Origin of the sequence: Streptomyces ureilyticus, from assembly GCF_011045025.1 — a bacterium.
GTDB classification, from domain to species: Bacteria; Actinomycetota; Actinomycetes; order Streptomycetales; family Streptomycetaceae; genus Streptomyces; species Streptomyces ureilyticus.
The window spans coordinates 45404-67129 of sequence record NZ_JAAKZX010000025.1; the positions used below are offsets into that span (position 1 = coordinate 45404).

A 21726-nucleotide genomic window follows, 5' to 3' on the forward strand; every position below is an offset into this window, starting at 1 on the left:
CCCTGCGGTGTCAGAGCCGCGATGAACCGGCTGCCTTGCCCGACGTGGCGAGTACGGGACGCGGAGAGGACACGGAGGCGTAGGCCTCGGCGCCGGTGGGCTCGCTCGTCTCGCGAGGCGTCGTCCGGCCCTCGCGGTTCCGCCACAGCCACCCGATGTCCCGGCCGAACGACCACACCAGCGAGCCCAGTGCCAGGACGACCGTCGCGAGGGTCGCCACGTACGGGAGGATCTGCGCGCCTGCGATCAGCAGAGCCACGCCCTGGAGTGCTGCCACCGTCTTGCGGCCTGTGCTCGGGGGCAGGGCGGCGTTCAGCCAAGGGAAGAACCGGGCCGCGGCGACGAAGGCGTACCGCATTCCGCCGATCAGCAACACCCACGGGCCGAGCTGCGTGGAGACGTACACGCTCAGCACCAGGATCAGGAACGCGTCGACCTCCATGTCGAAGCGGGCGCCCAGCGCGGTCGAGGAACCGGTGCGGCGGGCGACCTTGCCGTCGACCGCGTCGAGGATCAACGCGACCGCGGTCAGGGCGACCAGGAGCGTGACCGGCGGCGGGCTCTGGAAGGAGTCCGCGACCAGGGCCGTGACGCCTGCGACGAGCGTGGCGCGGCCGAGGGTGACGCGGTTCGCGGGGCCGAAGGAGCGGGGGCGGGTGCGGTGCAGGGCGCGGGCGAGCACGGCCCAGGTGGCGAACGCGAAGGCCAGGCCCGTGAGCCAGCCCGCAGGACCCATGCCTATCGCCGTGCCGAGGACGGTCAGCAGGAGCAGCATCGCGCCCGCTCCCACCGCCGTCTCCTGCTGCACCTGCATGAGCCTCGCGTCGTACGTGTTGTTCAGGGCCACCGCACATCCTCCGGCCAGATGACAAAGTCGATCACTGCCGCTTACGTTGTCCGCGGCTTCGCAACGGTCGGTACGTGCACGGTCGCCGGATCGTTCAGCGGGACTCAGCAGGTTCACAGCTCGGGCACGACTGAGCGGCACAATTGCAGCACGAAATTTCAGGAGGATGAGATGCCGATGGACCGCGCAGCGCGCGCCTTCTGGCTGGAGTCTCCGGGGCAGGGAGGGATACGGAACGTCGATCTCCCGAGTCCCGTCGAGGGCGAGGTGCAGGTGCGCACCCTCTTCTCCGGAGTGAGCCGGGGGACCGAGACCCTCGTCTTCCGCGGCGGCGTGCCCGAGAGCCAGTACGGCTCGATGCGGGCGCCGTTCCAGGAGGGTGAGTTCCCGGGGCCGGTCAAGTACGGGTACTTGAACGTGGGCCTGGTGGAGGAGGGCCCGGCGTCGCTCGTCGGGCGGACCGTCTTCTGTCTCTATCCGCATCAGACGCGGTATGTGGTCCCGGCCGCCGCCGTGACCCCCCTACCCGAGTCCGTGCCCGCCTCGCGCGCCGTCCTCGCCGGCACCGTGGAGACCGCGGTCAACGCCCTGTGGGACGCCGCCCCGCTCATCGGCGACCGGATCGCGGTGGTCGGCGCCGGGATGGTCGGCGCGAGTGTCGCCGCCCTTCTCGCCCGGTACCCCGCCGTCCGCGTCCAGCTCGTGGACGCCAACCCGGCGCGCGCCGAACTCGCGCGAGCACTCGGCGTCGACTTCGCGCTCCCGGCGGACGCCGCCGGCGACTGCGACCTGGTCGTGCACGCCAGCGCCACCGAGGCCGGACTCACCCGCTCTCTCGAACTCCTCGCCCCGGAGGGCACCGTCCTCGAGCTGAGCTGGTACGGCGACCGGCGGGTCAGCCTGCCGCTGGGTGAGGCCTTCCACTCCCGCCGCCTGGTCGTCCGCAGCAGCCAGGTGGGTACCGTGTCCCCGGCCAGGAGCGGGCGCCGTACGTACGCCGACCGGCTCGCCCTCTCGCTCGAACTGCTCGCCGACCCCGCCCTGGACGCGCTGATCACCGGCTCGTGCGCCTTCGAGGAACTGCCGGAGGCGATGGCCGCGCTCGCCGCGGGTGAGACGCAGGCGCTGTGCCACCTGGTTCAGTACGACACTGAAGGGGACTGAGGAGGCGACTGAGGGGTCTGACCGCCCCGGATCGGTTCGGAACCACGCTCGGCGACCGGTCCACCGAACGACGCGTCCGAGGCGCGCCAGAATCGAAAACCAGAAACGAAAACCCGCCGAAACTTCCTCCCGTACCGCCTGAACACGGAGAACGGACCTGCCGTACTACACGGCACGCCCGGCAGAGGGATCAGACGCGCCGCACCTGGAGGGTCGTCCGTTGTTCAGCATCACCGTCCGCGATCACCTCATGATCGCCCACAGCTTCCGCGGGGAGGTCTTCGGACCCGCGCAGCGCCTGCACGGTGCGACGTTCCTCGTGGACGCCACCTTCCGGCGCGCAGAGCTGGACGACGACAACATCGTCGTCGACATCGGACTGGCCACACAGGAACTGGGCGGGGTGGTGAGCGAGTTGAACTACCGCAACCTCGACAACGAGCCCGACTTCGCCAACACGAACACCTCCACGGAGTTCCTGGCCAAGGTCATCGCCGACCGCCTCGCGGAGAAGGTGCACAAGGGAGCGCTGGGCGAGGGCGCCCGCGGACTGTCCGGCATCACGGTCACCCTGCACGAGTCGCACATCGCCTGGGCGAGTTACGAGCGTGCCCTGTGAACAAGCACGCCGACATCATCCCCATGTCCCTGCGCGCCATGCACTTCGTGATGCCCGGCACAGTGGACGACCCGAGCAAGCCCAGCGGCGGCAACACCTACGACGCCCGGGTCTGCCTCGACCTCCCCGCCTTCGGCTGGCAGGTGCACAAGCACGCGATCGACGGCAGCTGGCCCCGGCCCGGAGCCGCGGCCCGCGCGGAACTGGCCCGCACCCTCGGTGAGATCCCGGACGGCAGCCGCGTACTCCTCGACGGACTCGTCGCCTGCGCCGCCCCCGAGATCATCGCCGCCGAGACCGAGCGGCTGCGCCTGGTCGTCCTCGTCCATCTGCCGCTCGGCGACGAGACGGGCCTCGACCCCGGCCTCGCGGCGGAACTCGACGCCCGCGAGCGCCGCACGCTGCGCTCCGTGCCCGCGATCGTGGCCACCAGCGAGTGGGCGGCCCGCAGGCTGGTCGCCCACCACGGGCTGGCCCCCGACCGGGTCCACGTCGCCGCGCCCGGCGCCGACATCGCGCCCCTGGCCGCCGGCACCGACGGCGTCTCGCGGCTGCTGTGCGTCGCCTCGGTCACCCCGCGCAAGGCGCAGCACGTCCTCGTCGAGGCCCTCGCGACCCTCACCGACCTGAACTGGAGCTGCGTCTGCGTCGGCGGCCTGGGCCAGGACCCCGGCTACGTCGCCGAACTGAGGGAGCTCATCGACCTCCACGGCATCGGCGACCGGCTGCAACTCGTCGGCCCGCAGGCCGGAGCCGAACTCGACGCGAGCTACTCCTCCGCGGACCTCATGGTGCTGACCTCGTACGCGGAGACGTACGGCATGGCCGTCACCGAAGCGCTGGCCCGGGGCATCCCCGTCCTGGCCACCGACGTCGGCGGGCTCCCCGAGGCGGTCGGGCGCGCGCCCGACGGCGGGATGCCCGGCGTCCTCGTACCGCCGGAGAACGCGGCGGCACTCGCGGCGGAACTGCGCGGCTGGTTCACGGACACCGATGTACGACGCCGGCTGCGGGCCTCCGCCCGCGGACGCAGGGCAGCACTGGACGGCTGGGCCGCCACGGCCCGGAGCCTGGCCGGTGTGCTGGGGCGACTTGGGCGGGACGAAAGGAAGGGGGCAGCGTGAGTACGAGCATGACGCCGCCCGGACGCGCGACGACGAAGGTCCCGGCGCCCGAGGTGGGAACGATCCGGCTGGGTGACCGCAGGCGCGGCGCCGACACGGAAGCCGACGACGAGGTGACGCGGTACGCCCCCGAGTGGCTGGAGCTGCGCGAGCCCGCCGACGCCGCCGCGCGGTCGGTCGAGCTCCTCGATCCGCTGCGGATCCGGCTCGCGAACCTGCCGCAGCGCCGGTCCAACGGCCTGATCATCCACGACCTCGGCTGCGGCACCGGCTCCATGGGCCGCTGGCTCGCCCCGCGGCTCGACGGCCCCCAGCACTGGGTGCTGAACGACCACGACCCGTACCTGCTGCACTTCGCGGCCGTCGGCTCGCCCCGTACGGCCGCCGACGGCAGCCGTGTCACCGTCGAGACACAGCGCGGCGATGTCTCCCGGCTGACGGCGGACGCGCTGGCCGGTGCCTCGCTGGTGACCGCCTCCGCCCTGCTCGACGTACTCACGGCCGAGCAGATCGAGGCGCTCGCGGCGGCCTGTGCCGGAGCCGGCTGCCCGGCCCTGCTGACGCTGTCGGTGGTGGGGCGCGTCGAACTCACGCCCGCCCATCCGCTGGACGACGAGATCACCGAGGCGTTCAACGCCCACCAGCGCCGCGGCGACCTGCTCGGACCCGACGCGGTCACCATCGCCTGCGACGCCTTCGCCCGGCACGGCGCGACCGTACGAGTGCACCCCAGTGCCTGGCGGCTCGGCCCCGACGAATCCGCGCTGACGGCCGAGTGGCTGCGCGGCTGGGTCGGCGCGGCCGTCGAGGAGCGACCCGAACTCGCCGAGCGCGCGGGCGCCTATCTGCGGGAGCGGCTCGCGCAGTGCGCGGCGGGGGAGCTGAGGGTGGTCGTGCACCACAGCGATCTCCTCGCCCTCGCCCGTCCGACGGGAGGAGCGGCATGAGTGCGCAGGCGGTGGCAGCCGACGCGCAGCCACGCGCCGTCCGGGCCGAGCCGAAACCGAGGCCGGTCCTGGACGGTGGCGACGAGCAGGCGATACGGGGCGCACGGGCGGCCCGGGCTCCCAAGCCGGTCACGGACGCGCGCCGCACTCTTCGTACGCTCTGGGCTCGTATCAACTCCCGCGCCGTGCGCACCCACTTCGGCACCGTCGCGGGCGTCGCCATTCTCAGCGTCCTCGTCTGGCGGATGGGCACCGGCGTCTTCGTGGACGGACTGCGCCGGGTCGACGGGCCCACCGTGCTGGCGGCCCTCGGCATCGGCGTGGTCACCACGGTGTTCAGCGCCTGGCGCTGGTGCCTGGTGGCCCGCGGGCTGAAGATCCGGCTGCCGCTGGGTCCGGCCGTCGCGGACTACTACCGCTCGCTTTTCCTCAACGCGGCGCTGCCCGGCGGAGTACTCGGCGACGTGCACCGCGCCGTACGCCACGGGCAGAGCGCCGGTGACCTCGGCCGGGGCGTACGCGCCGTCGTCCTCGAACGGGTCGCGGGCCAGGTGGCGCTGATGGCCGCCGGCGGGGTCGTCCTGCTGACGCTGCCCTCGCCGGTTCAGGCACAGACACAGCACCTCGTCGAGGCGTCCGCCATCGCGCTGGCGGTCGCCGCGATGATCGCGGCCGTGGTCGCGGTCCGGCTGAAGGGCTCGTCGCCCTCGTCGCGACGCATGCCCCGCCTGCGCAACGCGCTCGCCGAGGCGCGTGAAGGACTGGTGGCCCGCCACACCTGGCCAGGTGTCGTCGTCTCGTCGGCCGTCGTGCTGGCGGGCCACCTCGTGATGTTCCTGCTCGCCGCCAGGGTCGCGGGATCCGACGCGTCCCCAGTCGTGTTGCTGCCCCTGGCGGTGCTCGCCCTCCTGGCCATGGGACTGCCGCTGAACGTGGGCGGCTGGGGCCCCCGCGAAGGCGCCACCGCCTGGGCCTTCGGCGCCGCCGGACTCGGCGCGAGCACCGGCCTCTCGGTCGCCGTCGTCTACGGAGTGCTCAGCATGGTGGCGAGCCTGCCCGGCGTCGGCGTACTCGTCGCCAGGTGGGCCATGGGCCTGCGGCGCCCTCAACCCGCGTACGAGAAGGGCGTACCGCAGCGCCACAACGGCCATGTCCCGCGCTCACCACCGGCGAACGCGGGATACGCGGAGGACACAGCCCACGGTCAGGGCTTGCTGCTCTCCGTGCCGTCCTGCCCGGCCCCCTTCTGCATGGCGTCCTCGGCGCCCGGAGCGGAATTCGCCGCTTCCGGACTGAGGATCGAGAAATACGAACCGAAGCAGTCCACCAGGCCCGCGAGCAGCTCCTTGCCTTTTTCGGCGGTAGCCAGCGAAGGACGGCCGATGACACCGGACTCCGTGTAAGCGGACATATCGAGGGTGAGAAGATGCCGTCGGTCGTCGGCGAGGAAGTCGGAGGACTCATATCCGGGACGCACCATTTCCGGATGAGCGTGCAGCAGGACGGACGTCTCCAATTCCCCGGCATGCATATCGCTGAGCAGCGAGGTCCGCACACCGGCCCGCTGCCGCGCCTCCTCCCAGTCCTCCGGTGCCGGGAACAGCGCCATGCGCGTGCCGCAACCCGCGGACTCCTGCACCACATTGCCCAGCACGTAGTTCCCGCCATGTCCGTTGACCAGTACCAGGGCGTCGATGCCCGAGCGACGAAGCGAGTCGGCTATGTCCCGTACCACCGCGTGGAGTGTCACCGCGGAAATACTGACCGTCCCCGGCCAGGCGGCATGTTCGTGCGAGCAGGCGATGGTCAGCGGAGGGAGGAGATGCACCGGGTACGCGGCGGCGACCTCGCGGGCGATGGTGCAGGCGATGACGGTGTCAGTGGCCAGCGGTAGAAAGGGGCCGTGCTGTTCGAAGCTGCCGATGGGAAGGACGGCGACGCCGGGCCGACGGGCCCTCACGTCCTCCGTGGTGTCCAGCGGCAACAAGCCGGGGGTGGTCAGCTGTGTTCCCGAACCGGTCATGGTGTTGAGGCCTTTCGTTCCGTAGGCACCGACGAGAGCAGGCTAACGCGGCAACGGCAGATTGGATGCAGGAGAAAATGAAGGAAAGCAAAGGCGTGCTCGGTCGAAGTGCCCGCCCCAAGGCAGCAGACGTTCAGTCGGGTGTCCAGCGTGTGGTGGATCTCCAACTGCACACCGTGTACGGAGATTTCTACGCCGTCGGCTATTTGGACCTCGAACGCGGGGATGAACAAGTGGCCCTCATATACGGCGATATCGACGGAACGGAGGACACGCTCACCCGACTGCATTCGGAGTGCCTCACCGGAGACGCCTTCGGCTCCACGCACTGCGAGTGCGGCGACCAGCTGTCGACCGCCCTGCGCACCATTGTGGCGGAGGGCCGCGGCATCCTCCTCTACCTCCGTGGCCACGAGGGCAGAGGAATCGGTCTCCTCGCCAAACTCCAGGCCATGAAGCTCCAGTCGGAGGGCCTGGACACGGTCGAGGCGAACCTCGCCCTCGGTCTCCCGGTCGACGCCCGCGACTACGGCGTCGCCGCGGACATGCTGCACGACCTCGGCGTGCCCTCCGTACGCCTGCTCTCCAACAACCCGCGCAAGAGCGAGGCCCTGCGGCATCACGGCATCGAAGTCAGCGAGCACGTCCCGCTGTTGATACCGCCGCGCGAGCACAACATCAGCTACCTGCGCACCAAGCGGGAGCGCATGGACCACCACCTGCCGCATCTGGACACGGTGATCCACTGGTCCTGACGGGTACGGCGGCCCGGGATCCCGGACACCAGGGCCGCCGCCCCCAGGTCGTACGCGAACTCTTCCTGAGGCATGATCCCTTCGTGGACATCACCCCGCTGCGTGCCGAAGGGTTCGCCGCCGACGCCCCGCGACCGGAGGTCAACCGCGTATGACCGAGCTCCACCTGTGGCTGCGCCACGAGACCCGTACGACCGAGCGGCGCACCCTGATCGTGCCGTCCGACGCGCGGCGGCTCGTCGAGAACGGCGTGACGGTGACCGTCGAGCGGTCCCCGCAGCGGATCTTCCCCGTCGAGGCGTACGAGGCGGCCGGGTGCCGTGTCGTCGAGCCGCACTCCTGGACCGTCGCACCGCTCGACGCGGTCGTCGTCGGTCTCAAGGAACTCCCCGAGGAACCGGGCGAGTTGCGGCACCGGCATGTCTTCTTCGGGCACGCCTACAAGGGGCAGCCCGGAGCCGAGACGCTGTTGCGCCGGTTCGTCGCCGGGGGAGGGGCGCTGTTCGACCTCGAGTACCTGGTGGACGACAACGGCCGCCGGCTCGCCGCCTTCGGCTACTGGGCCGGCTATGTCGGCGCCGCCCTCGCCGTACTCCACCACCGGGGCAGGCTGACGGCCCCGCTGCGGCCGACGTCGAAGGACGAACTGGACGCCCTCCTCCAACCCCGCCCGGACGACGCCCAGTTCGGCTCCCTCGTGATCGGCGCACTGGGCCGCTCCGGTCGCGGCGCGCGGGCCGCGCTGATGGAGGCCCGGCTCGACCCCACGTGCTGGGACCTCGCCGAGACCCGCGAACTGGACCGACAGGCCCTGCTGGACCACGAGTTGATGGTCAACTGCGTGCTCAGCACCGGCCCCGTCACCCCCTTCCTCACCGACAAGGACCTGGACGAGCCGCGCCGGAGCCTGCGCACGGTGTGCGATGTGACCTGCGACGTCGGCTCCCCGTACAACGTTCTTCCGGTGTACGACACGGTCACCGACTGGACGGACCCCGTACGCCGCCTCTACGAGCGGCCCGCCCTCGACCTCATCGCCATCGACAACCTGCCGTCCCTGCTGCCCGAGGAGGCGAGCACGGACTTCTCGGCCTTGCTGACGCCACAGCTGATGGAGTTCGGGGTGGCCGGGGCTTGGGGGCGTTGCCTGGACCGCTTCCACGAGACATGCCGTGAACTGGGCCTGGAGAATGGGGAGTTCAACCATGGCTGAGCATGCGAACGCCGTCGTGCCCGCGTCCGGCACCGTCCACTGGATCGGCGCGGGCCTGTCCACAGGCAGCGGCCTCACCGCGCTGTGCGACACCGCCGACCGCGTACGCCTGTGGCACCGCACCGAGGAACGGGCGGCTCAGAGCCTCTCGGCCCTCGGCCTCACCGGCCGCGCCGAACCCCGCGCGTACACGCTCCCCGCACTCGCCGCCGAACTGGCACCCGGCGACATCGTGGTCTCCATGCTCCCGGCCCCGGAACACGGCCCGCTGCTGGCCACCTGCGTGGCCCACCAGGCCCACTTCGCCTGCTCGAGCTACGTATCCGATGCGGTCCTGGACCATGTCCCCGCGGCCACCGCGGCAGGCATCGTCGTCCTCACCGAGTCGGGCCTGGACCCGGGCATCGACCACCTCTTCGCCCACAGCCTCATCGCCCGCGCGCAGACGGAGATCGGCGCCGACACGGCCGCCGAGGCCGGCCTCACCTCGTACTGCGGCGGCATCCCCGCCATCCCCAACGACTTCAAATACCGCTTCAGTTGGGCCCCGGCAGGCGTTCTCAACGCCCTGCGCTCACCCGCCCGCTACATCGAGAACGGCGCGGAGACGACGGCCGCCCGCCCCTGGGAAGCCACGCGCACCCACCTGGTGGACGACGAACCCTTCGAGGTCTACCCGAACCGCGACAGCATCCCGTTCGTCGACCAGTACGCCCTGCCTCCGGCGTGGAAACCCCAGACCTTCATCCGCGGCACCCTCCGCCTCTCCGGCTGGCTCGACGCCTGGCAACCCGTCTTCGAGGAACTCCGGCGCGGCGACGACGAGCGCATCGCCGAGCTCGCCCAGGAGCTGGCCGCCCGCTACCCCACCACGGACGCCGACCGCGACCGCGTCGTCCTGGCCGTCTCCCTCGACGTACGCACGGACGCGGGCCGCAGCTGGTCGGGCCGCTACCTGCTGGACATGCAGGGCGACGCACAGGAGAGCGCGATGGCCCGGTGTGTATCGCGCACGCTGGCGCTGGGCATCCGCAAGGTCCTTGCCGGAACTCTCCCGCCCGGGCTGAGCCGCGCTGCCGAGACACCGGAGCGCTCCGAGGAATGGCTCGCGGAACTGGGCCAGGACGGGATCGACTTCAGCATGGACAGCATGGCGCCATAACACTGCTGCCTCGTGAACTCGTAGTCCTGTCACGGCCTTTCGCCTCGCACGCTGCCGATACCGTTGCTTCCCAAGGTGCCGACCACGTGGTCGGTGGTGCGCGGGAAGGCCACGGCCCGGGCAGCAGACGGTAGTTGGAGGCGTCGTGGCGTAAGGGCCCGTCGATCGCTGGCCGGTCTCCCCCCGCAGACCGGGTGCGATCCGGCGAGACGGATGAGGTCGATGCAAAATCAGCGGAGGTATAGTCGACAAACGACCAAGTGGTCGACAATGGCCAGGGAGGGCGACGGGTTGGACCACAAGTTCGAGTGGCAGGAGCAACGGACGACGACGCCGGACGGCGTCTACCGCACACTGCGTGCCGCCATCCTCGACGGGACCGTACCTCCTGGTGGCCAGCTGCGTGAGGCACACATCGCCGCAGATCTCGGGATCAGCCGGTCCCCGCTGCGCGAGGCGCTGACCAAGCTGGAGGAGGAAGGGCTCGTCGTAAAGATCCCCTTCCGTGGGGCGTTCGTCGTAGAGGTGAGCGCTCGTGACGTCGCCGAAATCGCCTCGATCCGCCTACGAGTCGAGCCGTACGCCGCTGAACTCTCGGCCGAAGCACTGCGCGGTCCTGAGCGGCCACGGTTGATGCAAACCGTCGAGGATCTTCACCGGGCGACTGAGAAGAACGACATCCCGGCCGGCATCGACGCACACCTTCGCTTCCACGGGCTCTTCTACGAGCTCTCGGGGCACGGCGTCCTGCAGAGTCTCTGGAACGGCTGGGAGACCAAGCTGCGCCTCTACCTCAGCGTCGATCACCGCACTTACAGCGACGACCCGCATCAATTGGTCGTCGAGCACGAGAGGTTGGCCGCGGTTGCCCTGGAAGGCGACACCGACGCGTTCCGCCAGGAACTGGCTGCCCATTTCCAATCGGCGCTGCGAGGACCGACGGGAGATCAAGGGGAACGCGCGCCCCGGCACGCATGAAGGTCATGCCGCCTGCGTGAAGTGCCCAAGCCCGCTCGCCACCGTGACGCGGTCGGCTCAGAAGGCGGGTGCGGACTGCTCCGTGAGCCGGTTCTGCTGCCGTGCTCCGAGCACGGCGTCACGCAGCCGTTCTCGAGCGATCGTCAGACATGCGTAGACCGCTCCTTGTGCCGTCGACAGACCGATCTGATGCGGACCCGTCCTGATCTCTGGCACCGCCGAAAGGCTCTGGTCGAGCCGCTCGCGCACCTGGGGAAGGACGACGTCGACGAGCGGGCGCAGCCGGCCCACGAAGTAGACCGACGCCGGGTCGAGCGTCACCGCGACGACGCTGACAGCGGTCACGATCGCCGTGGTGAACGCCTGCACCACTTCGGCGTGCGGCGCCTCGGTGTGCGGTCGCAGCCAGAGATCCTCGATGCGCTCCAGGTCGAGACCCCGTTTGCGAGCGAACTGGAGGAGACCTCTGGTGCTCAGCAGCTCGTCGAGGTTCTCGTCGCCGACGCCGGAGGAGAGCACACCGATGTCGCCGAAGGTGGGCGTACTGCCGCGGGCGAGCTCGTGATTCGTGCAGCTGGCGAAGTTCAGTATGGTGCTGACGCTGAAGAGCGCGGCGTTCCTGATGGTTGCGTCGTCGGTGAGGATTCCGAGCAGGGACGCGTTGGCATCGCTGTCGAGGAGCACGGGGGACTCGATCAGGTTCTCGACGGCTTGCTGGAGGCCTGAGCCCGCGAAGATTTTCATCGACTCCGCGGGGCCGAAGATCTCCGTGCCGCCCCGGACCCGGCCTGGCACGGCGGCGACGATCTGACGCAGAGGCCCCTGCGCAGACTGTGCGGCCTGCGCGATCAGATCGACCAGCCATCGCGCGGCGTCCTCGATCTCCTGGTGATCGGCGGTGGGAACCGTCAGCTGCTGGATCTCACGCCCCCTCAGGTCGGTCACCAGTACACCGGTGGTCTGGGCGCCGAAGCTGACACCGGCGACGTGTCCGGTCGTGCCGGGCAGGTCCAGATAGGTGGAGCGGCGACCGCGGCCGGTGATGTCGTCGATGCCGCCGTCGACGACGAAGCCGTCGGCACGGAGCTCCTCCACCGCTCTGGACACCGTGGCCTTGCTCAGGCCGGTCAGCTCGATGAGCTTGTTCCGCGTCAAGGGCGCGTGGGAGACGACCACGTCGAGGACTGATGCCTTGTTGTAGTCGCGTGAGGTCGGGTTGGTCACGTGAGGACCATAGCGAGCCCGGTACGCCGGTCGGGCAGGGACCGGTTTGGGCGGTACGACCAAGGGTTTCGACGCGGTGAGAAGCGGGTGTTTCGACGGATCCGTCGTTCCCGCCTGGGCGCGCTCGAAGGGGTCCGTGTCAGCGTCTTCCGCCTTGCCGGACGGTTCTCGACTCATCTGTCATGCACTCCGTAGGGTCCCCGAAGCACTCCAGGAGCGCATCGTCGCGCTGCGGCGAAGGCTGGAAGCCGGGGGTCGTGGGATTCGGCGCATCGGGCCGCAACGGCGGCGCAGCCACCACGGAAAAGTTTTCTAGTTTCAGGTTGGAACTGGAATGAATGATGGTATGTTTCCGGCCGACAAGCAAGCAACCCCGGAACAAGACTGAAGGTGTGCCTGTCGATGACTTCGACGCTGAGTCGAGCACTCGCCCACTACCCCAACCGGTTCGACCCCGGGGTACTGAGCGAGCTCCCCGAACACCTACGGAAGACCATCCAGCGCCGGAACAATGTGCTGGGCCCTGGCTACACACTCATCTACAAGGAGCCGGTCGAGTTCGTCTCCGGTCACGGCGCCCACCTGCTCGACCGTGACGGCAACGACTACCTCGACGCGTACAACAACGTCCCCTGCGTCGGACACGCCCACCCCCACGTGGCGGAGGCCGTCGCCCGCCAGATGGCGATGGTCAACACCAACACGCGCTACGTCCAGGAAGCCCTGGTCGATTACGCGGAGCGGCTTCTTTCGACCTTCCCCGAGGAGCTGTCCAAGCTGAGCATCGCGTGCAGCGGGTCGGAGGCCAACGACCTGGCGGTGCGGGTGGCGCGGTTCCACACGGGCGGCGAGGGCATCATCGTCACCCGCTGGGCCTACCACGGCCTCACCCGAGAGGTGGCGAGCTTCTCACCGACCCTCGGCGCGGGCTCACCGCTGGGCCCTAACGTCCGGTTCATCGACGCTCCTGACCCGCGTCTCGTCGCGCCCGGATCCACGCTCGACGTGCACATGCGGCAGCAGGTGCGCGGCGCGATCGACGACCTCGAGCGCCACGGCTACCGGCTCGCGGCCCTGATCACCGACTGCGCCCACAGCAGCGATGGCATCTTCACCGACCCCCCCGGCTACATGCAGTCCGTGGTGGAGGAGGTGCACGCGGCCGGCGGTGTCTACATCGCGGACGAGGTCCAGTCGGGATTCGCCCGGCTCGGGGAATCGATGTGGGGCTTCAGCCGCCACGGCGTGCTGCCGGACATCGTCACCATGGGCAAGCCGATGGGCAACGGCCTGCCGATCTCGGGTGTGGTCTTCCGCCCCGAGGTCTGTGAGGAATTCGGACGCAACGTCCGCTACTTCAACACCTTCGGCGGCAGCTCCATCCCCGTGGCCGCCGGCGCCGCGGTGCTGGACGTCTTCGAGAAGGAGAACGTGCAGCAGCGCGTCCTGGAGAACGGCAACGCCCTGCGCGCGGGGCTGCGGGAGATCACCAAGGATTCCCCCTACGTCGCCGAAGTCCGCGGCGCCGGTCTCTACGTCGGCGTGGAGATCGTCAAGGACCGGGAGACCCTCGAGCCCGACCGCGCACTTGCCGAAGACGTCATCAATGACATGCGCGATCGCCGCATCCTGATCAGCGGTACGGGCACGTCGGCGAACACACTGAAGATCCGCCCCCCGCTGGCCTTCGACTCCGCCGATGTGACGCGATTCGTGGAGACCTTCGCCGAGGTTGCGAAAAACCGTCTGTGACAGCTGGCCGAAGGGACTGACCGTGAACACCTCACCAGCTACGAACTATGCTCAGCGGCTCCTCGAGGAGAGCGGCCTGACGTCGTCCCACGAGCCCATCGACGTGATGCTGGTGAGTACTTTCCTTGAGGAGCACTACCGCCTCAACGGGCGCTTGGGGCGACTGGCGACCGAGAAGGACGACACGTTCAGACTCAGCACCGACTCGAGTAACTACCTCGTGAAGGTGTCACCACCTGACGAGGCGGAGACGGCTGTCGCCCTGCAGACCGCCGCGATGCGCTACCTCGAAACCACCGCTTCGCACTTGCCCGTCCAACGGGTGAAGCTGACCGCCGACGGAGACGACCATGTCACGATCAGGCTGAACAACGGCAGGACTCGGGTCCTGCGGGTGTTCGACTTCGTGGAAGGCCAGGTCCTGGCCGATGCGAACCCGGACGCGGAGCGGCTTGCCAGGGCGGGCGAGATGCTGGGGCTGATCGACGTGGCGCTCAGGCCGTTCACGCACCCGGCAGACCGACGAGGTCTGGCATGGGACATCCGGCACTTCCACCAGCTGACCGAACTGGTCGAGTACACGCCGAGCTCCGAGCACCGCCAGTTGGCCCAATCGGTCTTCCGGCTCTTCGGCGAAAACGTCGTCCCGAGGCTGACCGATCTCGAAACGCAGGTGATCCACGGTGACTTCAGCCCGTACAACATCGTGGTCGATCCAAAGAGCGATCACTTCGTCACCGGCGTAATCGACTTCGGTGACACGATGCGCAGTGCGGTGATCTTCGATCCCGCCGTTCCCATGGCGAACCTGCTCGGCAGAACGCCCGATCATCCCTGGCGGGACGCCTGCGCCTTCGCCGAAGGCTACCAACGGGAGCGGCCGATCCAGGCCTCGGAACTCCCGCTGCTCCCGATTGCCGTGTTGGCACGGCTCGCACTGCGTGCGCTGATCACGAACTGGCGCGCGGAGCGGGCGCCCGAACGGCGCGAGTACCTCCTCGATCACGCCAAGGACGACTGGATCAATATCGAGCGTTCCTTGACCGTGAGCCTGGACGACGTCGTCGCGCACCTCAGGGAAGCCCGTCACGGGCATTCCTGAAAGCCAGTCCCGAACATGTGCAGTAGGCCAGGAACGCCTCGCGGCACTCGGGGATCGGGCATATCGGGGCCGGCGGTCGGGATCCTAGGCGACTCGTCGGCCCGCAACCCTCCTGGTAGACGGATCGGAGTCGTTCGGCGCACCGCCACCATCGCTCGTTCGAGCGGTACTCGCCGGCGGGCGGTGTGGTCCTGGCGCCGCGGCGCAGGAGGTCCGGATGCCGGGGAGCGGGTCGTTCGTCCTCAACCGACCTCAGCCGGCGACCACTTCGTGCCCCAGCCGCCTCAGATCCGCGTACCACGCCGGCCCCGCCGCCGGTCGTACCTGGCTCATGAACTGCACGGTCAGATCGCGCTGCGGGTCGACCCAGAAGGTCGTGCCGGCCGCGCCGGACCAGCCGTACAGGCCGGGGCCGGCCGGTGATTCCGTACGAGCCGGATCGATCACGACCGAGACGCCGAAGCCGAAGCCGACGCCCGCGTTGCCGGGGAAGTCGTGGACAGGGCTGGCGAAGGTGCGGAGGTCGGCGGGGAGGTGGTTGGAGAGCATCGTGGCCACGGTCTGCGGGGAGAGGAGCCGGGCGCCGTCCAACTCGCCGCCGCGGCGCAGGAATTCCATGAACCGGTGGTAGTCGTGCGCGCTCGCCACCAGGCCGCCGTTGGCGGAAAGCAGACGTGGACGACTGCGTCCGGGCTGCTCAGGGCTCCGTACGAGGCTGCCCTTGCCGCCACCGTCCTTGTCGCCCCCATCGCCCCCGTCGCTCTCGGCGTACAGCACGGCCAGCCGGTCCGCCCGGTCCTCGGGAACCCAGAACCCCGCGTCCGCCATCCCCAACGGCCGGAAGACCCGCTCGGCGAGGAACGTGTCCAGCGGCTGCCCGGACACCACCTCCATCACGCGCCCGAGAACGGTCGTCGCGACCGAGTAGTTCCACTGCGTCCCCGGCTCGAACTGGAGCGGCAGGCCCGCGAACAACTCGCAGGCCTCGGCCAGATCCGCGTCCGGCGGCTCCGCCCGCTCCACCCCGGCGGCCCGGTACGCGGCGTCGACGGGATGGGCGTGGTAGAAGCCGAAGGTCAGCCCGGCGGTGTGGGTCAGCAGGTGGCGGATGAGGACGGGCCCATCGGCGGGGCGCGTCCTGAGGTCCGGGCCGCTTCCGTCGACGTATACGCGGGGCTCGGCGAAAGCCGGGAGACAGCGGGCGATCGGGTCGTCGAGGTCGAGCAGGCCCTCCTCCTGGAGCATCAGCGCCGCGACGGACGCGATCGGCTTGGTCATCGACTGGATCCGCCAGATCGTGTCCGTCCCGACCGGCACCCCGGCCTCCCGGTCTCGGAGGCCGTACGAAGTGAGATGTGCGACACAGCCGTGCCGGGCAACCGAGATGAGGTACCCCGGCAACCGGCCGTCGTCGACGAGGCGGGCGAAGTGTTCGTCGAGCCGTCGCAGGGCTGACGGATCGAGGCCGACCTCGGCCGGTTCCACCTGTTGTCGCAACTCGCTCATCGTGCGCTCCAGTTCGTGGAAGGAGCTGCCGTCCCTGTGAAATCTATCGCCTACCTGCGGATTCGCGAGGTCGACGACGTTTATCCGCGCACCGGAAGTGAAACGCGGGCGCGTGCGGCGCGCGCGTGGGCGAGGTGTGCGCCGGGGCGTTGAAGTGCGCCCGAAGACCGGATCCGGGAGGCCTGGGTATACGTCATAGAGGGCGGATGGGTGCCCCATGCACGAAGTGAGCGGCGGGCCGGGCGGGGGCTTGAGGACGAACGGCTCGGATGATTACACAGCGTGAAGCAACCATTCGACAGTTCGATTCGTATATCTCCGTGGAAGCCCTGCGGACCCGTCAGGCACCATGACGCCGGAGCGTCACGATCCGCTTGACTGGGAAGCACCGAGCAAGGAGAACCAATGCGACCGTTCGCGCTCAACTATGCACGTCCGGCCCCGCAGTTGGAGGTCAGCGTTCCGTACGCCTATGACTCCAGACTGCAATTGAACGTCCTGCCCGACGGGCGGCTCGCCGCTCATGACTACGCCGTGTTGCGGGAACTGGGGGCCACGACGTCCACGGCGGGCTCGAAGACCCACTTCGACGACTGAAGACGGACCCCCACGATGACGGTTCTGATCCTGACGTGCGAACAGGATGTAACCGCGGACATGGTGGTGGCGCGACTGGACGGGACGGGTGTCCCGGTCGTCCGCCTCGACCCCGCGGACCTGCCGGGAGGCGTCGCCCTGTCGGGCGAGTTCGTGCACGGCGTCTTCCGCGGACATCTGTCCGCCGGTGGCCGGCTGGTGACCATGAGCGGTCTGCGGTCCGTCTGGGTCCGCAGGCCCGGTGTGCCCGCGACGCGGGTCGCCGAGCCGTCCGCCTGGCTCACCGAGGAGTCCGCGCAGGCGCTCTACGGCATGCTGCGCTCCACCGGCGCGCGCTGGATGAACCACCCCGACGCGGCCCGCCAGGCCCGCCACAAGCCCTGGCAGCTTCACCTCGCACAGCGCTGCGGGCTTCCCGTGCCCGCCACACTGATCACCACGTTCCCGCAGGCCGCCCGCGACTTCGCGGAACGCTTCCCGGACCTGGTGGTCAAGCCCGTCTCGGGCGCACACCCGCAGGAGCCGCCGAGGGCGGTTCCGACCAGCAGGGTCGCACCCGAGACGGATTTCTCGGCCGTCGCGTTCGGCCCCACACTGTTGCAACGGCGCGTGGCCAAGCGCGCCGACATCCGGCTGACCTGCGTCGGCGACCGGTTCTTCGCCGCCCGCAAGGCCGTAGCCAAAGGCGCCGATCCCAGTGAGGTCGACGTCCGGTTCGCCACCTCCGCGGAACCCTGGCAGCCGGTCGAGACACCGCCGCGGGTCGCCGCGAGCGTGCACGACTACCTTCAGGAGGCCCAACTCTCGTACGGCGCATTCGACTTCGCCGAGGACGCCGACGGCATCTGGTGGTTTCTCGAGTGCAACCAGGCGGGCCAGTTCGGCTTCGTGGAAATAGAGACGGAGCAGCCGATCGCACGCGCCGTCGCCGACTGGCTCGCGGCACCACTCCCGGACACGGCGCCGCACAACGGCCACGTGCCCATGGAGTCGGTCACCTGCGAGTGAGCCGTACGGACAGACCGCGGGCGGTGAACACCGGCTCGGCGTCGTGCCCGTCGACCACGATGCGGCTGAACCGGCCGCGCAGGACACGGGCGTCGATGACCGGAATCATGGTGCCCGGCTCCGGGGGCCGCTGGTCGTCCAGGCGGATGACCAGCGTGCTGTCCCGGTCGAGGAGCACGCGCCGGGTCACCGTCAGGGCCGGTGTCCTGTCATCGGTGACCGTCACGTCAAGGGTCGTACCGGACGACTGGGCGTACGCGCCGCGCACCCGGAGCGGCGACGCCGTCCGCAGCGCGCCACCCCGCACCTGCACGTCCCCGCATCCAAGGGCGTCCCGTGAACCGGTCGCGAGGACGCCCTCCTCCAGCGTGGTGCCGCCGGTGTAGCCGTTGGCGCCCGCGAGGGTCAGCGTGCCGGTGCCCCGCTTGACCAGCGAGCCGCGCCCGCCGATGTCGTTGCGCCAGGTGTCGGCCGCGGCGAAGCCGCCGTCGGCGGCGTTCATCGTGACGCGCACGTCCGAGTCGAACGTCCCGTATCCGTCGGCGGCGGCGAAGAGGTTCAGCCGGCCCCACTGCTCGAAGCCGTCCAGCAGGACGTATCCGGCGGGCAGCGCCGTCGTCCGCAGCACTTCGCGCCGCTGGGCGGCGGAGAGATAGGGCAGCCGCGTCTCCAGGAGGACTTCGGCGCCCTTCGGTACGGTCATGCGGTCCCGCGCGCGCCGCTTGGGCAGGACGTACGTCAACTTGGGGGCGACGCCTGCCGAGTTGAGCGCGCGGCTCGCGTACGGGTCCTCGTCCAGGTCCGCCGAGTGCGCGTACGCGTAGAGCGTGTCGGCGGTGGTGCCGGTCTGCTCCTGGAAGTACGCGGCTGCCTGGGCGCGGGCCGCCGCCTTGAGGCCGGCGTTCTTCGGGTCGGCGAGGGCCGCGGCCGCGAGCGCCGTGGCGAGGATCCGGCCGCCGATCACGTCGACGGAGGAGTGCATGCCCGAAACGATGCGGGTGTGGGAGACATCGAAAGCCCGGGTCACCAACTCCTGGTACCGCTCGGGAACCGCGTACGCCATCGCCAGCGCCGCCAGATGCAGCGCGTTGGTGTGCCCGCTGGGGAACCCACCGTCCTCGGCCGGCTCCTCGGCCCGCTGCCGCAACAACTGCGGGGCGACCACCACGTCGGACGCGTAGACCGGGTACCCCAGAGCGTCCTTCTCCCCGGTGTCGACGACCTCGCTGTCCTTGTTCATCCGCCAGGGACGCGGGTACTGGTACGCGAACTTGCTGGGGTTGCCCGAGGCGAAGGGCCCGCGTACGGCGTCGACCAGCTCCGCCACCTTCCCCAGCTCCGAGTCGTGAGAGCCCGCCCCGAGCGCGGAACCCGCGGGAGCGTCGGCCGGAACCGTGTCGCTGATCTTGCCCGCGGGGACGCCGTCCGGCGCGGACGTAATGCCGGTGACCGCCTTCGCGCCCTTCTTGTAGAGGTCGGCGAGGGGCCCCAGTCCGGCGATCACCGCGTAACTCTGGTGCTGACGATCATGGATGAAAGCCAGCTTCGCCTCAGCGTCGGTGCGGTGGCTGGTGACGCCCACGCTGTAGCGCATATTGGCGCGCAGGACGTCGCGCATGAGCGGCATCCCGCTGTCCCAGTCGGAACCCGTCTTCCAGATCTCGGCAAAGCCGCCGAGGATGCGGACGGCCGCGTTGGTCTCGGGGGTCAGGTTGGCGACGACGTTGGTGGTGTACGAGTCGACAAAGGCGGCGGCGGAGTTGGCGGGAGAGGAGGCAGCCACCGCCGGCCACGCGGTAAGCACCGGAGCGGCGACCAGCCCCGCCGAGACGCCCACGGAACTGCGCAGGAACAAGCGCCGGTCGATGCGGAGCTGGTGGTGCGAGGTACGGGTGGACTGCCCGGGCATGGGGGTGCCTCTCTGCGTGGCGTTTCGCCTTGGGTTGGCTGGGGGTTCAGCACGAGCGCCCCGTAAGGGGGCGCGGGGCTGTATCAATGTGCGGCTCCACCGCGCGGGCGCGACCAGCCCACAACCGGCCCGCAGCCAAGACACAACCGAGGGCGGGGCCAAGGGGGCCGGGGAGCGCAGCCCCCGCGGCCCGACACTGCCCCACCGCCGGAGGTACTGGCGGGAGTTGACACCTCGAAGCGCTCAGGAAGCCCCGGGACGGGCTTCAAAACGGTGCGGCAGGCGAGTACCGCATGAAGTTCGTTAGGAAGTTAACTAACGAAGTAGGGTGCGTCAAGAGGCACGGCACCCAACGCCGTACAACCCTTGCGGAAAGACCGCCGCGACCAGCGGAGACCCCCGCACCAGCCCCAGGGGAGAGCATGCAACTGAGCGAGAGCGCCCGCGCGGTGTTCGCCGTACTGGCCGCGGCCGGTACCGCCACCCGCCCCCAACTGGCAGCCGTCGCGGGCCTGTCCAAGCCGACCGTCTCCTCCGCCGTGGCCGAACTCGAGGCCGCCGAACTGGCCGCCTGCTCCGGCACGGTGTCCGGCGCCACCGGCCGGTCCGCCGCCGTCTACGGACTGGGGCCCGCCGCCGGAGCCGTACTCGCCGTCGATCTCGGCCCGGCCGTGACCCGGGTGCGCGGCTGCGCCCTGGACGGCGGCCTGCTCGCCGAGGGCACCGGTTCCCGTCCGGAGGCCGCCGACGTTGTACGTCAGGTCCTCAAGGAACTGCCGACCGGCGCACCGCTGCGTGCCGTGGTCGTGGCCGTCGGCGATGTCGTCACGCAGGACCCGGAAGGCACCGGTGCGCGTCCGGCGACCGCCAAGGCCGGGCCCGCCTTCGACGCGATGGCCGTCGCCCTGCCACCCGGTGTTCCGGTTCACCTGGAGAACAACGTCAACTGCGCCGCGCTCGCCGAGCTGCACGAAGGTGCCGCCCGCGGCCGACACAGCTTCGGCTATCTGCGGATCGGCGTGGGCATAGGCCTCGGGATCGTCATCGGCGGCCAGGTGCTGCGCGGCGCGAACGGCGCCGCCGGTGAGGTGGCCCGGCTGCCCTACCCGTGGGACGAGGGCCTCGAACCGAGACGCGAGGCCCTGGAGGCGCACATCGGCGTGCGCTCCCTGCTGCACCGGGCCGAGGAGGCCTGGCAGGACGCCGACGACCCGTGCCCCCCTGCCGCCGAGCGGCTTTTCGCCCTCGCCGAGGAGGGACACGCCGCGGCCCGTGCCGTGGTCGCCCACCATTCCGCCGAGGTGGGGCGGCTGGCCGCCGCCGTGGCCGCCGTACTGGACCCGGGACTGATCGTGCTGGGCGGCGCCACCGGCACGGACCCGCAGCTCCTGCCCGGTGTACGGGCCGAACTGGACCGGCTGAGCTGGCCCACGGAGGTGGTCAGCAGCACGGTCGGCGAGACCGGTACGGTGGCGGGCGCGAGTCGGCTCGCGGTGGCCCACGGAATCCAAACCGTGACCAGTGGGACGTCAGTCAAGCATTGACGGAGACTCGTGGGTCTGCCAATGTCCGGACAAGCGCTTTCTAAGTCGGTCGGGACGCCGGCTTGGGGCGAGCGTCCCGCCCGTACTCGACGTACGGCAACCGCACCAGGGCGTGCTTGTGCGGCGACGGCCACAGTGGCCGGGGACCCTCGCCCGTCAGGATGACGCGGCCGGGTGAGGCCGCGCCCTCGGAAAGCGAACTTTCTTGCACAATGCACCCGTGCCGCCTCCGTCGGCGCCGTGCTCCGTCCC

At 70.0% G+C, this 21726-nt stretch carries 18 protein-coding genes and 2 pseudogenes; 15 read left to right on the forward strand and 5 right to left on the reverse strand.

Translation table 11 applies throughout. From position 1 onward, the window contains the following. Nucleotides 1-10: 10 nt before the first annotated feature. Complete coding sequence (locus G6048_RS11030) at nt 11-847, reverse strand: CDP-alcohol phosphatidyltransferase family protein (RefSeq protein WP_165339304.1); 837 nt, start codon at nt 845-847, stop codon at nt 11-13. A 177-nt stretch (nt 848-1024) separates the two neighbouring features. On the opposite strand from G6048_RS11030, the gene G6048_RS11035 reads away from it, so the two are divergent. The 5 genes and pseudogenes from G6048_RS11035 to G6048_RS11055 form a co-directional block, all read left to right on the forward strand. Then, entirely contained in the window at nt 1025-2011 is a 987-nt protein-coding gene (locus G6048_RS11035) for a zinc-dependent alcohol dehydrogenase (RefSeq protein ID WP_165339305.1), read from the forward strand. 220 nt (nt 2012-2231) lie between these two features. Continuing rightward, entirely contained in the window at nt 2232-2630 is a 399-nt protein-coding gene (locus G6048_RS11040) for a 6-pyruvoyl trahydropterin synthase family protein (RefSeq protein WP_165339306.1), read from the forward strand. Between the two features lie 23 nt (nt 2631-2653). After that, a complete protein-coding gene (locus G6048_RS11045) occupies nt 2654-3754 on the forward strand; it encodes a glycosyltransferase family 4 protein (protein ID WP_165339330.1) in 1101 nt (366 codons plus the stop codon). Between the two features lie 8 nt (nt 3755-3762). Further along, entirely contained in the window at nt 3763-4701 is a 939-nt protein-coding gene (locus G6048_RS11050) for a class I SAM-dependent methyltransferase (RefSeq protein WP_235989606.1), read from the forward strand. Further along, nucleotides 4698-5750 (forward strand): annotated as a pseudogene (locus G6048_RS11055) (lysylphosphatidylglycerol synthase transmembrane domain-containing protein); the annotation flags it as partial. The gene G6048_RS11050 and the pseudogene G6048_RS11055, both read left to right, overlap by 4 nt. Nucleotides 5751-5905: 155 nt before the next feature. Here the strand turns inward: G6048_RS11055 and G6048_RS11060 are convergent. Beyond that, nucleotides 5906-6724: a creatininase family protein gene (locus tag G6048_RS11060; protein WP_165339307.1), complete on the reverse strand. Its 819-nt coding sequence runs from the start codon at nt 6722-6724 to the stop codon at nt 5906-5908. A 77-nt stretch (nt 6725-6801) separates the two neighbouring features. Here G6048_RS11060 and ribA point away from each other — a divergent pair, with 77 nt between their 5' ends. The 5 genes and pseudogenes from ribA to G6048_RS11080 all read left to right on the forward strand — a co-directional run bounded on the left by ribA (nt 6802) and on the right by G6048_RS11080 (nt 10832). Continuing rightward, nucleotides 6802-7479 carry a GTP cyclohydrolase II gene (gene ribA, locus G6048_RS11065; RefSeq protein ID WP_165339308.1) on the forward strand — a complete coding sequence of 226 codons (678 nt, stop codon included), beginning with the start codon at nt 6802-6804 and terminating at the stop codon, nt 7477-7479. A gap of 44 nt (nt 7480-7523) precedes the next feature. Continuing rightward, nucleotides 7524-7634, forward strand: a pseudogene (locus tag G6048_RS49385) (NAD(P)/FAD-dependent oxidoreductase); the annotation flags it as partial. Next, nucleotides 7631-8692 carry a saccharopine dehydrogenase gene (locus G6048_RS11070; protein ID WP_165339309.1) on the forward strand — a complete coding sequence of 354 codons (1062 nt, stop codon included), beginning with the start codon at nt 7631-7633 and terminating at the stop codon, nt 8690-8692. The pseudogene G6048_RS49385 and the gene G6048_RS11070, both read left to right, overlap by 4 nt. Continuing rightward, nucleotides 8685-9854, forward strand: coding sequence for a saccharopine dehydrogenase family protein (locus G6048_RS11075; RefSeq protein ID WP_165339310.1), 1170 nt, complete (start codon nt 8685-8687; stop codon nt 9852-9854). Before G6048_RS11070 ends, G6048_RS11075 begins: the two co-directional genes overlap by 8 nt. Nucleotides 9855-10145: 291 nt before the next feature. Next, a complete protein-coding gene (locus tag G6048_RS11080; RefSeq protein WP_165339311.1) occupies nt 10146-10832 on the forward strand; it encodes a GntR family transcriptional regulator in 687 nt (228 codons plus the stop codon). 57 nt (nt 10833-10889) lie between these two features. Here the strand turns inward: G6048_RS11080 and G6048_RS11085 are convergent, their stop codons facing one another. Further along, a complete protein-coding gene (locus G6048_RS11085) occupies nt 10890-12056 on the reverse strand; it encodes an ROK family transcriptional regulator (protein WP_165339312.1) in 1167 nt (388 codons plus the stop codon). A 402-nt stretch (nt 12057-12458) separates the two neighbouring features. Here G6048_RS11085 and G6048_RS11090 point away from each other — a divergent pair, with 402 nt between their 5' ends. Both G6048_RS11090 and G6048_RS11095 read left to right on the forward strand, forming a co-directional pair. Continuing rightward, a complete protein-coding gene (locus G6048_RS11090; RefSeq protein WP_165339313.1) occupies nt 12459-13808 on the forward strand; it encodes an aspartate aminotransferase family protein in 1350 nt (449 codons plus the stop codon). Between the two features lie 22 nt (nt 13809-13830). Continuing rightward, nucleotides 13831-14910 (forward strand): phosphotransferase, encoded by a 1080-nt coding sequence (locus G6048_RS11095; protein WP_328825740.1) that lies wholly within the window; start codon nt 13831-13833, stop codon nt 14908-14910. Nucleotides 14911-15162: 252 nt separating this feature from the next. Here G6048_RS11095 and G6048_RS11100 read toward each other — a convergent pair whose 3' ends face one another. Then, nucleotides 15163-16416 carry a serine hydrolase domain-containing protein gene (locus G6048_RS11100; RefSeq protein WP_165339314.1) on the reverse strand — a complete coding sequence of 418 codons (1254 nt, stop codon included), beginning with the start codon at nt 16414-16416 and terminating at the stop codon, nt 15163-15165. A gap of 405 nt (nt 16417-16821) precedes the next feature. Here G6048_RS11100 and tgmA point away from each other — a divergent pair, with 405 nt between their 5' ends. Beyond that, nucleotides 16822-17013, forward strand: a complete 192-nt coding sequence (tgmA, locus tag G6048_RS11105) for a putative ATP-grasp-modified RiPP (protein WP_165339315.1) — start codon at nt 16822-16824, stop codon at nt 17011-17013. 15 nt (nt 17014-17028) lie between these two features. Then, a complete protein-coding gene (gene tgmB, locus G6048_RS11110) occupies nt 17029-18021 on the forward strand; it encodes an ATP-grasp ribosomal peptide maturase (RefSeq protein ID WP_165339316.1) in 993 nt (330 codons plus the stop codon). Here tgmB and G6048_RS11115 read toward each other — a convergent pair. Next, nucleotides 18008-19930, reverse strand: coding sequence for a phosphatase PAP2 family protein (locus G6048_RS11115; protein WP_165339317.1), 1923 nt, complete (start codon nt 19928-19930; stop codon nt 18008-18010). The two genes, tgmB and G6048_RS11115, sit on opposite strands and share 14 nt — an antisense overlap. 422 nt (nt 19931-20352) lie before the next feature. Between G6048_RS11115 and G6048_RS11120 the strand changes: the two genes are divergently transcribed. Next, nucleotides 20353-21474 carry an ROK family protein gene (locus G6048_RS11120; protein WP_165339318.1) on the forward strand — a complete coding sequence of 374 codons (1122 nt, stop codon included), beginning with the start codon at nt 20353-20355 and terminating at the stop codon, nt 21472-21474. The last annotated feature ends 252 nt before the right edge of the window (nt 21475-21726 follow it).

What these genes read in the sequence shown, in the direction of transcription:
- G6048_RS11115 (WP_165339317.1), bottom strand. Translation starts at nt 19,930, where the DNA reads ATGCCCGGGCAGTCCACCCGTACCTCGCACCACCAGCTCCGCATCGAC.
- G6048_RS11060 (WP_165339307.1), bottom strand. Translation starts at nt 6,724, where the DNA reads ATGACCGGTTCGGGAACACAGCTGACCACCCCCGGCTTGTTGCCGCTG.
- tgmA (WP_165339315.1), top strand. Translation starts at nt 16,822, where the DNA reads ATGCGACCGTTCGCGCTCAACTATGCACGTCCGGCCCCGCAGTTGGAG.
- ribA (WP_165339308.1), top strand. Translation starts at nt 6,802, where the DNA reads ATGAAGGAAAGCAAAGGCGTGCTCGGTCGAAGTGCCCGCCCCAAGGCA.
- G6048_RS11090 (WP_165339313.1), top strand. Translation starts at nt 12,459, where the DNA reads ATGACTTCGACGCTGAGTCGAGCACTCGCCCACTACCCCAACCGGTTC.
- G6048_RS11050 (WP_235989606.1), top strand. Translation starts at nt 3,763, where the DNA reads ATGACGCCGCCCGGACGCGCGACGACGAAGGTCCCGGCGCCCGAGGTG.
- G6048_RS11035 (WP_165339305.1), top strand. Translation starts at nt 1,025, where the DNA reads ATGGACCGCGCAGCGCGCGCCTTCTGGCTGGAGTCTCCGGGGCAGGGA.
- G6048_RS11075 (WP_165339310.1), top strand. Translation starts at nt 8,685, where the DNA reads ATGGCTGAGCATGCGAACGCCGTCGTGCCCGCGTCCGGCACCGTCCAC.
- G6048_RS11045 (WP_165339330.1), top strand. Translation starts at nt 2,654, where the DNA reads ATGTCCCTGCGCGCCATGCACTTCGTGATGCCCGGCACAGTGGACGAC.
- G6048_RS11120 (WP_165339318.1), top strand. Translation starts at nt 20,353, where the DNA reads ATGCAACTGAGCGAGAGCGCCCGCGCGGTGTTCGCCGTACTGGCCGCG.
- G6048_RS11070 (WP_165339309.1), top strand. Translation starts at nt 7,631, where the DNA reads ATGACCGAGCTCCACCTGTGGCTGCGCCACGAGACCCGTACGACCGAG.
- G6048_RS11100 (WP_165339314.1), bottom strand. Translation starts at nt 16,416, where the DNA reads ATGAGCGAGTTGCGACAACAGGTGGAACCGGCCGAGGTCGGCCTCGAT.
- tgmB (WP_165339316.1), top strand. Translation starts at nt 17,029, where the DNA reads ATGACGGTTCTGATCCTGACGTGCGAACAGGATGTAACCGCGGACATG.